At 32.5% G+C, this 14603-nt stretch carries 11 protein-coding genes; 4 read left to right on the plus strand and 7 right to left on the minus strand.

Annotated features, from left to right (window positions below; all coding sequences use genetic code 11):
* Positions 1 to 346: 346 nt before the first annotated feature.
* A complete protein-coding gene (locus Q0935_RS06370; protein ID WP_055434662.1) occupies positions 347 to 637 on the minus strand; it encodes an HU family DNA-binding protein in 291 nt (96 codons plus the stop codon).
* A 137-nt stretch (positions 638 to 774) separates the two neighbouring features.
* Here Q0935_RS06370 and mutY point away from each other — a divergent pair, with 137 nt between their 5' ends.
* The 4 genes from mutY to gldD all read left to right on the plus strand — a co-directional run bounded on the left by mutY (position 775) and on the right by gldD (position 4303).
* Positions 775 to 1815: an A/G-specific adenine glycosylase gene (mutY, locus tag Q0935_RS06375; RefSeq protein WP_299383520.1), complete on the plus strand. Its 1041-nt coding sequence runs from the start codon at positions 775 to 777 to the stop codon at positions 1813 to 1815.
* An 89-nt stretch (positions 1816 to 1904) separates the two neighbouring features.
* Entirely contained in the window at positions 1905 to 2351 is a 447-nt protein-coding gene (locus Q0935_RS06380; protein ID WP_299383523.1) for a single-stranded DNA-binding protein, read from the plus strand.
* 16 nt (positions 2352 to 2367) lie between these two features.
* Positions 2368 to 3672: a gliding motility-associated protein GldE gene (locus tag Q0935_RS06385; RefSeq protein WP_299383525.1), complete on the plus strand. Its 1305-nt coding sequence runs from the start codon at positions 2368 to 2370 to the stop codon at positions 3670 to 3672.
* 31 nt (positions 3673 to 3703) lie between these two features.
* Positions 3704 to 4303, plus strand: a complete 600-nt coding sequence (gene gldD, locus Q0935_RS06390; protein WP_299383528.1) for a gliding motility lipoprotein GldD — start codon at positions 3704 to 3706, stop codon at positions 4301 to 4303.
* 99 nt (positions 4304 to 4402) lie between these two features.
* On the opposite strand, the gene Q0935_RS06395 is transcribed toward gldD, so the two are convergent.
* From Q0935_RS06395 to Q0935_RS06420, 6 genes are all read right to left on the minus strand, one after another.
* On the minus strand, positions 4403 to 4696 hold the full coding sequence (locus Q0935_RS06395) for a F0F1 ATP synthase subunit epsilon (RefSeq protein WP_299250110.1): 294 nt from the start codon (positions 4694 to 4696) through the stop codon (positions 4403 to 4405).
* A gap of 89 nt (positions 4697 to 4785) precedes the next feature.
* Entirely contained in the window at positions 4786 to 6294 is a 1509-nt protein-coding gene (atpD, locus tag Q0935_RS06400; RefSeq protein WP_055434668.1) for a F0F1 ATP synthase subunit beta, read from the minus strand.
* A 170-nt stretch (positions 6295 to 6464) separates the two neighbouring features.
* Entirely contained in the window at positions 6465 to 8096 is a 1632-nt protein-coding gene (locus tag Q0935_RS06405) for a G-D-S-L family lipolytic protein (protein ID WP_299383534.1), read from the minus strand.
* Between the two features lies 1 nt (position 8097).
* Positions 8098 to 10878, minus strand: coding sequence for a TonB-dependent receptor (locus Q0935_RS06410; protein ID WP_299383538.1), 2781 nt, complete (start codon positions 10876 to 10878; stop codon positions 8098 to 8100).
* A gap of 199 nt (positions 10879 to 11077) precedes the next feature.
* On the minus strand, positions 11078 to 12925 hold the full coding sequence (glmS, locus tag Q0935_RS06415) for a glutamine--fructose-6-phosphate transaminase (isomerizing) (RefSeq protein ID WP_299250102.1): 1848 nt from the start codon (positions 12923 to 12925) through the stop codon (positions 11078 to 11080).
* Between the two features lie 6 nt (positions 12926 to 12931).
* Complete coding sequence (locus Q0935_RS06420; protein ID WP_299383542.1) at positions 12932 to 14581, minus strand: DUF4270 domain-containing protein; 1650 nt, start codon at positions 14579 to 14581, stop codon at positions 12932 to 12934.
* Positions 14582 to 14603: the final 22 nt, after the last annotated feature.

Below are 14603 nucleotides of genomic sequence, written 5' to 3' on the forward strand. Positions count from 1 at the left end.
GGTATAACAGATGGATTATACATTATTTTGTTTGGCAAAATTTAGCCATACATCATGTCTTAAATAAATAAGACATTCACAGGATTTTTTAATAAAAATCCGAAGAACTTAGACTACACGCAAGGTCTTACGTGATAATAGTTAAGTTCGTTTTCAAAGAACGTTGTTTTTAATAAACCAAAAAAGTAGTTATAAAAACTACTTTTTTGAATTACTTCTTCTTTTTGTGACGGTTAGCACGTCTTCTCTTTTTACGCTTATGCGTTGCAACCTTGTGTCTCTTTCTTTTTTTACCGCTTGGCATAAGATGTCTGGTTTTAAATTAATAATTCGTTTTATGTTGTAATTACTTTACGTCAACATTAGTTTTTACACCTTCTACAAAAACTTTTGCAGGTTTAAATGCTGGTATATTGTGTGCTGGAATCTTAATAGTAGTATTTTTAGAAATATTCCTACCAGTCTTTTCAGCTCTCTTCTTTATAATGAAACTTCCAAATCCACGTAAGTAAACATTGTCACCACTTTCTAAAGATGTTTTAACCTCTTCCATGAATGTTTCTACAGTTGCTTGAACGTCTCCTTTTTCAATTCCTAATTTCTCAGAAATTTTTGATACTAAATCAGCTTTAGTCATTGTCTTTCTCTTGTTTGTGTTATTACTATTCTTAAGGGTTGGCAAATATAGGAATTAAATATTCAATATTTCAAACCTAATTCATTAAAATTTAATGCTATAAAGAATTACTTTTGTTTGCGAATCTTATTCCATAAATGAACATAACTAAAAAACTAATTACCTGGTACTCAATTAATAAAAGAGATTTACCATGGCGTAACACTACAAATCCTTATTTTATTTGGCTGTCCGAAATCATATTACAACAAACACAAGTTGCCCAAGGTCTTCCATATTACGTCGCATTTACCACTAATTACCCAACGGTTTTTGATTTAGCTAACGCAGAAGAATCCCAAATTTTAAAACTTTGGCAAGGACTGGGTTATTATTCAAGAGCTAGAAATTTACATGCTTCGGCTAAATATATAGTAAATGAATTAAATGGGCAATTTCCTAGTACTTATAAAGAGATAATAAAATTAAAAGGAGTTGGCGATTATACTGCCAGTGCAATTGCTTCTATTTGTTTTAATGAAACTACTGCGGTTGTAGATGGAAACGTTTATCGCGCTTTATCAAGAATTTATGGAATTTCTACTCCTATTAATAAAGGAGAAGGTTTTAAGGAATTTAAAGCTTTAGCTCAAGAGTTAATAGATAAAAAAGATCCTGCAACTTTTAATCAAGCAATTATGGAATTTGGTGCTAGGCAATGTAAGCCTAAAAGTCCAGATTGCACTATTTGTCCTTTTAATAGCAAGTGTGTAGCGCTTCAAAAAAGTATAATAACCGATTTGCCAGTCAAGCTGAAAACCTTAAAGGTTAAGAAAAAATACTTCAACTTTATTGTATTGTTATCTTCAGATAGAAAAACAATTCTTGAAAAACGTGAAGGTAAAGGCATTTGGCAAAATCTATATCAATTTCCTTTAATTGAAACCTTGAAGCCTTCAGAAGTGTCAGAAGTTGAAAATAGTTTAAAAGATTTCTCAGAATTAAAAAATAAAAAGTTTAGTGTGTCTTTATATAATGAGAAAGATATTGTGCATAAACTTTCTCATCAGCATCTATATACAAAGTTTTGGATTGTTAGTACAGACCAAAAGCTCTCAGAAGGTGTTTCAGTAGAAAGTATAAAAGATTTTCCTGTGCCTATATTAATAGGTAATTTTATTGAAAACTTTAATTTTTAGTGTTTTAAGTTAAATTAGTCTTTCTTTTTTATTAAATTTAAGTTTATCAATAGTAAAAATGTAATTTTGCACTGTAATTATATAAGAATATGGCTGGAACGTTAAATAAAGTAATGTTAATTGGACATTTAGGAGATGAAGTTAAAATGCATTATTTCGAAGGTGGAGGTTGTGTAGGTAGATTTCCGTTGGCAACAAACGAAACTTACACAAATAAAACTACTAACGAGCGTGTTACTAACGTAGAATGGCATAATATTGTTTTAAGAAATAAGGCTGCCGAAATTTGCGAAAAGTACCTTACTAAAGGCGATAAAGTATATATTGAAGGTAGAATTAAAACTAGAAAGTGGCAAGACGAATCTGGTAACGATCGTTACAGTACAGAAATACAAGCTAGCGAATTCACTTTTTTAACAACTAAAAAAGACAGTCAAGCTGCTGCTGCTCCACAACCAGCAGAGCCACAAAAACAGGTGGAGAATAATACAGAACAAGCAGGTAAAGCTGCTAGTGATGACGATTTACCATTTTAATCTTAATTTGTAACCATTGGACCCTGAACCCACGAGTTTATTTATACAATTTTTAGCTATAGATTTTTCTGCAATCTCTGGCTTTATTTTACTGTTTGTGTTATTGTTTTTTTCGGCATTAATTTCTGGAGCCGAAGTCGCATTGTTTTCATTAACAAGAGCAGATTTAGAACAAGAAGATGTGCAGTCTAGTAAGGCTATTCAAATTATTAGTAAACTATTAGAACGGCCAAAAAAGTTATTAGCAACTATATTAGTAGCCAATAATTTTATAAACATCGCTATTGTAATTCTCTTTGCATTTCTAGGGAATTTTATGTTTCAAGGGATTTCTAATCCTGTTGTTAAATTTGTTTTAGAAGTTGTTGTTGTAACCTTTTTAATTTTGCTTTTCGGAGAGATTTTACCTAAAGTTTATGCAAGTAGAAATAATTTAAAATTTGCTTCTTTTATGGCTTATCCGTTAAAAGTATTAGATTTTGTTTTTTCTCCAATAAGCTTACCAATGCGAGCAATAACACTTGGTATACATAGTAAACTTGGTAAACAAAAATCTAACCTTAGTGTAGATCAATTATCTCAAGCATTAGAGCTTACTAGCGATGAGGATACTACGCAAGAAGAGCATAAAATTTTAAAAGGTATTGTGTCTTTTGGTAATACAGATACAAAGCAAGTTATGCGACCTAGATTAGATATTTTTGCTTTAAATATGGACCAAAAGTATAGCGAAATTATCCATGAAATAACTACTAATGGATATTCTAGAATTCCTGTTTATAAGGATAATGTAGATACTATTGAAGGTATTTTATATGTAAAAGATTTATTGCCTCATGTAGAAACTAAAGAGTTCGATTGGACCACTTTACTTAGAGAGCCCTTTTTTGTGCCTGAAAATAAGAAGTTAGACGACTTGATGACGGAATTTCAAGAAAAGAAAGTGCATTTAGCTGTAGTTGTAGATGAGTATGGTGGTACTTCTGGTCTGGTTTCTTTAGAGGATATAATCGAAGAAATAGTTGGAGATATTAGTGATGAGTTTGATGATGAAGACGTACATTATTCTAAACTAGACGATAATAATTATGTATTTGAAGGTAAAACGGCATTAAAAGATTTTTACAAGATTTTAAAACTTGAAGAAGAAACTGTTTTTGAAGATAATAAAGGTGAAGCCGAAACGCTTGCAGGTTTTATTCTACAGATTTCAGGTAGTTTTCCTAGGCAAGCAAGTAAAATACTTTTTGAAGATTACGTATTTACTATTGAAGCTTTAGATAAAAAAAGAATTAAAAGAGTTAAAATAACTATACCTTAAAACAGTCTATATATTTCACAGACTAATTTTTATGAAAATAAACTATAAAAATATTGTTTTAGCAATTTGTTCATTAGGATTATTAGTTTCCTGTAACGAAGATCCTAAACCAAAACCTAAGGCTTATTTAGCATTAGAATATCCAGAAGCTATTTACAAAACGGAAGATATTACAAAAATGCCTTTTACTTTCGATCGTAATGCTTTAGGTAAAAACCTAAAAACTAAAACACTTAAAGGAGAAACTACCAGTTATGGTATTAATATAGAATATCCCAACCTTAAAGGGACGATTTATATTACTTATAAGGCTCTAGAACACAATGAAAAGTTATTAAGGACATATCTTATAAACGCGCAAAATTTTACTCAAGAGCATACGCAAAAAGCCGATGTTATAGATGGTATTGTTTACGAAAACCCAGAACGTAAAGTTTATGGAATGTTTTACGATGTTGGTGGTAATGCAGCTTCACAATCACAGTTTTATGTAACCGATAGTATTAATCATTTTATAACAGGATCTCTTTATTTTTACGCGAAACCTAATTACGATTCTATTCTGCCTGCAGCAAATTATCTACAAAAGGATATTATGAGAATTATGGAGAGTTTAGAGTGGAAGAAATAAACTTATACAAATAAGATTTAAAGATACTATTCAAAATATTAAGCATAAAAAAAACGCGAAACATAAGTTTCGCGTTTTTTATTTATTGTGAGTAATAAATTAATCAGCTAAAATGATTGCCTTATTATCTTTCATTTCTAATGTTCCAGATTTTATTTTTAAAGTTAAAACCTTATTGTCATCAGCATGCGGTATAACACTACCATGTAAATCATCAAAAACAAGATGACTTTGTGTATGTGTGTTTATTTTAACAGTTCCTTCTGCTAAAACAGCTACAATTGCTGCGTGATTATTAAGCATCTGAAACTCTCCATTTAATCCTGGTACAGTTACAGCGTCTACTTCACTACTAAATAAAGTTGCTTCTGGTGATACAATTTCTAAATACATCTTTTAAATTTTATTTAAAAGCTTCCGTGTAAACAGAAGTCTCATTTATATTAATAAGATGCTGAAATAAATTCAGCACTTGCTTTGGCTTAGGCCTCTGCAAGCATTTTCTCTCCAGACTCAATAGCTTCTTCAATAGAACCTTTAAGGTTAAAAGCTGCTTCTGGTAAATGATCTAACTTACCATCCATAATCATATTAAATCCTTTAATAGTTTCTTTAATATCTACTAAAACACCTTTAAGACCTGTAAATTGCTCTGCTACATGGAAAGGTTGAGATAAGAAACGTTGTACACGTCTTGCTCTACCTACAGCCATTTTATCTTCTTCAGATAATTCTTCCATACCAAGAATAGCAATAATATCTTGTAATTCTTTGTAACGTTGTAATAATTCTTTTACTCTCTGTGCACAATCGTAATGCTCATCACCTAAAATATCAGCAGTAAGAATTCTTGAAGTAGAATCTAATGGATCTACCGCAGGATAAATACCTAGCTCTGCAATTTTACGAGATAATACTGTTGTTGCATCTAAGTGAGCAAATGTTGTTGCTGGTGCTGGATCTGTTAAATCATCTGCAGGTACGTAAACCGCTTGTACAGATGTAATAGAACCTCTTTTAGTTGAAGTAATACGCTCTTGCATTGCTCCCATCTCTGTTGCTAATGTTGGTTGGTAACCTACGGCAGAAGGCATACGACCTAATAATGCAGATACCTCTGAACCAGCTTGAGTAAAACGGAATATGTTATCGACGAAGAAAAGTACATCTTTTCCTTGTCCTTCACCTGCTCCATCTCTAAAATATTCAGCAATTGTTAAACCAGATAATGCAACACGTGCACGTGCTCCAGGTGGCTCATTCATTTGTCCGAATACGAAAGTAGCCTTAGACTCTTTCATTATGTTTTTGTCCACTTTTTGAAGATCCCAACCGCCTTCTTCCATAGAATGCATAAAGTCATCACCATACTTGATAATTCCTGACTCTAACATTTCACGAAGTAAATCGTTTCCTTCACGTGTTCTTTCACCTACTCCTGCGAATACAGAAAGTCCACCGTGTCCTTTTGCAATATTGTTAATTAACTCCTGAATTAATACAGTTTTACCTACTCCGGCACCACCAAATAATCCAATTTTACCACCTTTTGCATAAGGCTCAATTAAATCAATTACTTTAATACCTGTAAATAATACTTCTGTAGAAGTTGATAAATCTTCAAATTTAGGTGCGCTTCTGTGAATTGGTAAACCAGCATCACCAGCTTTAGGTAAATCTCCTAAACCATCGATAGCATCACCAATAACATTAAATAAACGTCCGTAAACATCACCACCAACTGGCATTTGAATAGGAGCGCCTGTAGCATTAACTTCTGTTCCTCTACTTAAACCATCAGATGAATCCATAGCAATAGTACGTACTGTATCTTCACCAATGTGAGATTGTACTTCTAATACTAATAATGAACCATCAGCTTTCTTAATTTCTAATGAATCGTAAATTTTTGGAAGTTCAGCACCAGCTCCGAATTCTACATCGATTACTGGACCTACTATTTGTGCAACTTTACCTGTAACTTTTGACATTACTTATCTATTTAATATTATGCGATTTAATTGTTTGAAAACACCTTCGGTTTTCGCGTGCAAAGATAGGGGATTTAATTTAAAATAAAAGTTGTTTCCCAAGCTTTTTATGTATAAAAAAACGCCTTCAATAAGAAGGCGTTTTATATTATGTTGTTTTTTTGTTGTTATTATAACTGAGGAGAGTAGTTTACTCCAAAATCATCAGCCTTAGCAACATTTCCAGAAGCTCTAAAGTTAGAACCGTAAGTGGTATCAATAGCATCTAAGAAAGAATTTGCCATTAAAGCATAACCTCTAGCTGTTAAATGAATACCATCCAAACTTACTAAACCACCAAAAACTAATCTTGTATCCAAATTGTAACTATCAAATTGAACACCTGTTGTAGTTGCTTGTGTTAAAATACTATTTAAGTCTACTAAAGCTAATCCTTTTGCAGAAGCAATAGCTGAAATTGAAGCGTTGTAAGTTGCTGTAGCATTAGCTATTTCTAATTGTTCTGAAGGTAGTAATACCCATTTGTCTTCTAAAGGTAGAGTTATACCTTCTACAGAAAATTGTCCAGCCAATGCTTGAGGTAAACCTTGACCCATTAATACTCCTACATTAGTAGTGTTAACGGTTCCTATTACACTAGAACTAGGTAATACAAATAAATCTTCTGCGGTTGCTTGTCTTGTTTGTCCATAAGTGTTCCCCAAAAGGTTTGCTACTAATGGTGCAGCTGCTGGTGGTAGCCCAAATTGAGCTATAAAAGCAGGGAATGTTGGGCTAGCATTTAATTGTGCTATAATTATTCCTGAGATATCTGCTAAGCTTTCATCTTTTATAACTACTGCGCTTGCTTCTGTTTCAGAAAAAACAATTGCTCTCGCAGGATCTACAGCATTAAATATTGGGTTTAATGCTCCAAATATTGAGTTTAATAAAGGGATTTGTGGACCAAAACTTGAATCTGTTGGATCTAATGGATTGAAAGGTACAGTTGTAAAGTGAGATAAGCTTGTAATATCTGGCAAGTTACCAATAGCTCCTTTAGCTCCATTAGAAGTTAAAGCATTTACAATTGTGTTTAATGAAAAATCAAAAGTTGCATTAGGTGTAATAGGGTTTGTACCGTCACCACCTGTAGTTGCATAGCCTAATACATCATTACCACCAACTTCACTTAGTGTAAAAAATGTTGGATTTTGAGCAGCAGCTAATTCTAACATTGAGGCATCTGGTGTTGCTCCTGTTAATCTTACTGCATATGGATTTGCTAACCCTGCAGATAAGTTTGCTAAATTACCATATCCGGGAGCAATCATATGAAAACTTTTTGCGCCAGGTACTCCAACATTGTTAAAAGGTCCAGTCGGAGGTGATAATAAATCAGTCCCTACAGTTACTGGGCCTATTGCATCCTCTAAAGGAATTGGTCCTGCTCCTCCAAAAACTAATCTTGGATCTTGAATTCTTGAACCTCCAAGGGCTAGTCCTCCATAATTGTCAGACATTAAAGGTTGCGTAAAAGTTCCTCCTCCTGCATTAGCAAATTGTTTTGCTAGTGTATTTGGGAAAGAGTTTTCTTGCGATGCAATAAATAAACCACCATCTGTAAATCCTGCTGTAAATGAAGCTCCTAGGGCAACATAGTTTGAAAAGTCTACAGAACCTGCGTTTAATGCTGGTAATACTACTGTAGGTTGTGGTTGCTCATCTAAGAATTCTTCAAAATCTTCTTCATCATTACAGGCTGTTAAACTTACAGCAATTGCTAGAAGCCCTATATATTTTAAGTTTTTAAATGTCTTCATTTTATAAGTTATTAATTGTTAATGATGCGTAGTACATAGATCCTATAAATCCTGTACCAAACGCTGTAAAATACTCGCTACCTGTAAGATTTGTAGCTCCTACTTTTATTACAGATTTTAAACTTGGTACTTTATAGTTTATTTGTGCATCTACTGTATGGAATTCTGGTACAATACCATTTCCAAAAGTTGCTTCCCAGAAATAATCATCGCTAAATCTGTATGATACATTAAAACCGAAGTTTGTAAATACCTCTGTATGACCAAATGAAGCCTTAAATTTATGTTCTGGTGTGTTAAAGTTTGTTTGAAAATCTGGATTAGATGCTCTATCAAAATCTTGTTTTGTAAACGTATAACTTCCGCTTAAATCAAAACCATCAAGTACTTTAGTAGATAAACCAAGTGATGCACCATAAGAATTTACATCTATATCTGAGTTTGTGTAAGCACTGTATGCTTGGTAATCACCATTAGCAATTGCTCCTGCAGATAATGCACCGTCTCCAACTACTCCATAGTAAGGAGATATAACAACTTCTTGAGATATAAAGTCTTGATACTTGTTGTAGTATGTACTAAAATCTACAATTAATTTATCGAATTTACCTCTATAACCAATTTCCATAGAAGTTACTTGTTCTGGCTTAATAATGTTTGGATTTGCAACTTTTAAAGAGTTTACATCTTGAGTGTTAGCGAAATCTTGTACAGAGCTAGCAGAATAAGAATTATTATAAGCGGCTGCACCTGTTTGTGTAATTGTTGCAGGTTGGCCATATCCACCTTGAGCAGGGTTTGTTCCTTGCGCAGCAGTACTTACTTCGAAAGTTCTAACATATCTATTTAAGTTGCTTGGTGCTGAACCTACTAATATTGCTCTACCTGCATCTAGACCTATAAATAAATCTTGAGTAGTTGGGTTTCTAAATCCTGTTTGAACAGAAGCTCTGATATTATGATCTCTATTAAGTGTTAAACCTGCAGATAATCTTGGAGAGAAAAAACCATCGAATAATTCAGACTTATCATAACGTCCAGAAGCCGTTAATTTTAATTTCATATCATTATTAAGTTCTAAATCTTTTTGTATTTGAGTATAAACACCATATTCAGAATATTCAATCGGACCATCTAAATCTGTATATATACTTCCTCCAGAATTTAAATTATATTTTCTATAAGAACCACCAACTTGAATGTCTGCAATATCTACTAAATGACTAAAGTTGTAATTAGCATCACTGTGGAAGTATTTAGAAGCATCTCTAAATTGAGAACCTGTAGCTAAATCTGGATCTTTAATAATTCTATTGAAAGCATTTTTAAACTCTGTAGATCCTGGTAAAAAACGACCTTCGTCTGCAACAGCTCTAGAAGCATCGTGTTTTTGTTGTGTTGTTAAACCTTGAGGGTTTCCAGCTAGTTCTATATTTGCATAATTACCTATGTAATCTCCAAACCAATCTTCATCACTTTTCCATGACCTGTTAATGTTAATTCCGGTAAATACCATATCATAAGAATCACCAGCTTTATCTGAAACTTCGTAAGCTCTAACAAAGAAATTATCATTCTTAACCTCTAATTTGTGTTGTTGTTGAAAGAAGCCATTAATGTTATATCTATTGGTTCCTTGATAAATTGTTGTACCTGTACCAACTTTTCCAACGTAAGAAATTTCTAAACTGTTATCTTCAATTGGTCTATAGTAGAGTCCCCAATCTGCTTTTATACTTTCAGCATTATAATTTGTTAAAGTATTTTCATTATAACCAGTTCTACTTACTTCAACATCTGGAATAAAACCAAGTCCTGATGCAGCTCTAATGTTTGTAGAAACTTCATCTCCATAAACGTTAATACCATCGTAGTTAGTATTAGCACGAGTTCTATTTGGATCAATTTTATCTATTTCACTAGTTGCTTGCCAATCTGTACCTTTTAAGTATCCAAAATTTACTTTTGCAGCAAACTTTTCTGAAAACTTATGTCCCATTGTTATTCCAACATCTGTATATGCATTATCTCCTGCAGCTTCTTGAGAAGTAATACCTCTTTTCAAAGAAACTCTAACACCTTGATGATCGAATGGATTTTTACTTCTCATAAATAAAACACCATTAAATGCATTTGCACCATAAAGAGCTGAAGAAGCTCCAGGCAGCAATTCTACACTTTGCACATCTGTTTCAACCATACCAACTAAGTTTCCAATTGGGAAATTTAAAGCAGGAGTAGAGTTGTCCATTCCGTCTACTAATTGCATAAATCTTGTATTTGCAAATGTTGCGAAACCACGTGTATTTACAGATTTAAAGGTTAAACTATTAGTATTTACATCTACACCTTTAAGGTTTTCTAATCCACCGTAAAAATCTGCAGAAGCTGTGTTTTTAATCTCTTTAAGACCAAAACGTTCAACCGTTACAGGAGATTCGAAAATACGTTCTGGAGTTCTAGAAGCGGAAAGAACCACTTCGTCAAGAACGCTACCTTCTTGTAAAACGAAATTTAATGTTTGATTTTTAGAAGTTACATCCATTGTTTCTGTAGAAAAACCAACACTACTAGCTTGAACAGAAAATGGAGGATTACTATCTGTTTTTAATGTAAATTGACCATCAAAATCACTTACATTTCCCGAAGATGTTCCTGTTACTATAACATTTGCGCCAGGAATTGGAGTTCCATTATTGTCCATAACAGTACCACTTATTGTGGTTTGTGCAAAAGCAAACGCGCAAAACAGCAACAATACAATTGATAAGTTTGTTCTCATTTTTTAGATTTAGTTAATTTAATATAAGCCAATATACGTTTTTTAACTATATCTTAAAAAAAAGTTAACAAAAATTATGCGTGCATAATAAAAATATAAAAAAAAACACCGTCTTTTTTTATACTAATGATAAAAAAAACGGTGTTTTTTAAGTATTTGATAATTTAGGCCTATTCTCTTAAAATAGTATTAACAGGTGTTATTCTACTGTAACAGACTTAGCTAAATTTCTAGGTTGATCTACATTTTTATCAAGCATTACTGCTATATGATAAGATAACAATTGTAAAGGAATGGTAGTTAACAACGGTGTTAAAGACTCTATCGTTTCTGGTACCTCAATAACATGGTCAGCAAGATGTTTTACATCTTCATCTCCTTCTGTTACAATACCAATAATTTTTCCTTTACGTGATTTTATTTCTTGAATGTTACTTACTACCTTTTCATAGTGTCCTTTTTTTGTAGCAATTACAAAAACTGGCATTTGATCATCTATTAGAGCAATAGGTCCATGTTTCATTTCTGCAGCTGGATAACCTTCAGCATGAATATAAGAAATTTCCTTTAATTTTAAAGCACCTTCTAATGCTACTGGGAAATTATAACCACGACCTAGATATAAACAGTTTTTTGCATCTTTATAAGTTTGAGCTACTGTTTTTATATGTTCGTCTTGTAATAAAGCTTTTTCTACTTTACTCGGGATAAGTTCTAGTTCTTGTAAATGAAGCTGGAAATCGGATTTAGAAATAGTACCTTTTTCTTTAGCTAACTTAAGAGCTATCAATGTAAGTACAGTAATTTGTGTAGTAAAAGCTTTTGTAGATGCTACACCTATTTCAGGTCCAGCATGAGTATAAGCTCCCGCGTGTGTTTCTCTTGCAATAGATGAACCAACAACGTTACAAACACCAAAGACAAATGCACCTTTAGATTTTGCTAATTTAATAGCTGCTAAAGTATCTGCAGTTTCTCCAGACTGTGAGATAGCAATAACAACATCTTTTTCTGTAATTACAGGATTTCTATATCTAAATTCTGATGCATATTCTACTTCAACAGGGATTCTAGCTAAGTCTTCGAATATATATTCTGCAACTAAACCAGCATGCCATGATGTACCACAAGCAATAATAATAATTCTGTTTGCATTAATTATGCGTTCAAGATTATCATCTATACCGGCCATTCTTATTATGCCTTCTTTTACTAACATCCTTCCGCGATAAGTGTCTTTTATAGCTTCAGGTTGTTCGTGTATTTCTTTTAACATAAAGTGATCGTAACCACCTTTTACTATTTGTTCTAAGTTAAGTTGTAACTCTTGAATGTAAGGGGCAACTAAAGAATCATCTTTAATTTTTCTAATTTTTATTCCTTTTTTTAAACGCACAACAGCCATTTCCTCATCTTCGAGGTATATTGCTTTTTTTGTGTATTCTAAAAAAGGTGTTGCGTCACTGGCAATAAAAAATTCATCTTCTCCTACACCAATTGCAAGTGGGCTACCTAATTTAGCTACTACAATTTCGTCTGGCTTATTTTTATCGAAAACGGCAATAGCATACGCACCAATAACTTGGTTAAGTGCTATTTGTACAGCTTTACCTAGCTTTACTTTTTCGTTCTTTTTTACATCTTCGATAAGGTTTATTAATACTTCTGTATCTGTGTCAGAAGTAAAAGTGTATCCTCTTTTTATAAGTTCTTTTTTTATTGAAGCGTAGTTTTCAATAATTCCGTTATGAATTATTACTAGCTCACCAGAATTAGAATAATGAGGGTGAGAGTTAACATCGTTTGGAACTCCATGTGTAGCCCAACGTGTATGACCTATACCTACAGATCCACTAGTTTGCATTCCTTCGTTAATCTTACTTTCTAGATCTGCTACCTTACCTTTTGTTTTAGATAATTTTATGTTTTCTCCATCGTACAAAGCAATTCCTGCACTATCATAACCTCTATATTCTAGTCTTTTTAATCCTTCAAGAATAATAGGATACGCTTCTTTTTTGCCTATATAGCCAACTATACCACACATATATATTTAATTTTCTGGTTCTGTGTAAAAAATTTCAAACTCTGCTCTTAATGGCGTATCGACATTGTCACTGTATCCATGTAAAATTGTTCCTTTAGGACTTAAAATACTTGTACTAGGTATCATGTCTAATGTGCTATCGTCATCATCATTATTTACTCCTTGAATTGTAGATCCAGAAGTCACATTAATATTATTTACTAGAAACAATCCTAATTTAACATTCGTAGAATCGTTTTGTAAAATATTTGTAATGTGTGATGTTAAACGAATCTTGTATTTTACTCCATTATCCTCGGAATCTCTTTCTAGTGTTTCTGAAAACAAAATTTTTGAAAATTCAGGTTGCGCAGTGTTAGTTGTTCCATCTAAGAAATAATCTATAATTGGAGCATTGTTTTTAAGATCGTAAAGTGTAACTCGATCAGGTTCGTCTCCTTCTACAAGGTCTTTGTTTACATAAAATACTAAGTTAGCTTCGTTAATTAACCATTTGCCATTTTTGCTAACAAAATAATCAAGAGAAGGGACTAAATCACCGTCTTCATTTTGTATGTCTCCAGAGAATAAATCTATTACAGCCATTGATCCATCTGTGCCTTGTAGGTATAGGTTGTCTTCATCACCGTCATGATCAACTGCATTAATTTGATTAAATGTATTTACAATATTACCATTAAATTCTAAAGTGTATTCTGTTGTATCGTAAGTTTCTCCTGCTGCTTCTGCATTTTCTTCTTCAAGATTTGTGTAATCGAAAACTATACTTCCTGAATCGAAATTTAAATAAGTTAAACTTCCGTTAGGGTTTGTTTCGTCTACAGGAACAACTTTTATAATTAAGCCTCTAAAGAAATCTTTAAAATTACTTTGCGTACTTAATATTTCGCTATCTTGATTGTCAAAGAAAATACTTTCCCAAAAAGAAACATTGTTGTTACTAGAATTTGGACCAGCGTCTAAAAGATTTAGTCTAATTCCTGGAGTGATACGCTCAATAACTTCTTCTCCATCAATTATTTCAGAAACTGTATGCTCACTAGCACTTATTTTGAAATTTTCATCAGTATAAATTAAATCTGCAGCTGTTGAAACAGATTCAAATAAATCTCCTTGATTAGAAAAGTAAGATTGTGTGGTTTCAAAGTCTGAACTTGGATCTAAATCTCTAAGCACATAATTACTTCTATAGATGTATAATTTAAATTCTTGATCTGTATCACCGTAAATAGAGTCTAAAGTGTAAGTGTTATCACCGTCGGCATCTGTGCTTTCTAGAGTAGAATAATATGGGATGTTAAGCCAAACAGATTCGATAGTTCTATTTATGTTACCAAAATCAGGGTTGTATGTTAACGGTGCAACTTGAGAAATAACACTAGCTACAGTTGCACCAAAACCATTAGTTGGGTTTTTGTAAACACCAAAAACTTTTCCATTTAAATTATTTGTTTGTACACCTTTTTCATCATTTAACCCTCCAGAAAAAGGAGTGAAATTTTGAGTTTTTGCTGTAAATGGGAATAATTTACTTGTAGCTTCAAAGTTTTTTATACCTTGAATATTACTTTCTATATTAGTAAAATCGTTATCACAAGATATAGAAATTACTAAAATTAAGCCAAGTAGGGCGACAGACTTGAGGCTTTTAATCATTTTTTTCATAAAATATTTTTCT

This window comes from uncultured Lacinutrix sp., from assembly GCF_947500605.1.
Classification (GTDB): Bacteria; Bacteroidota; Bacteroidia; order Flavobacteriales; family Flavobacteriaceae; genus Lacinutrix.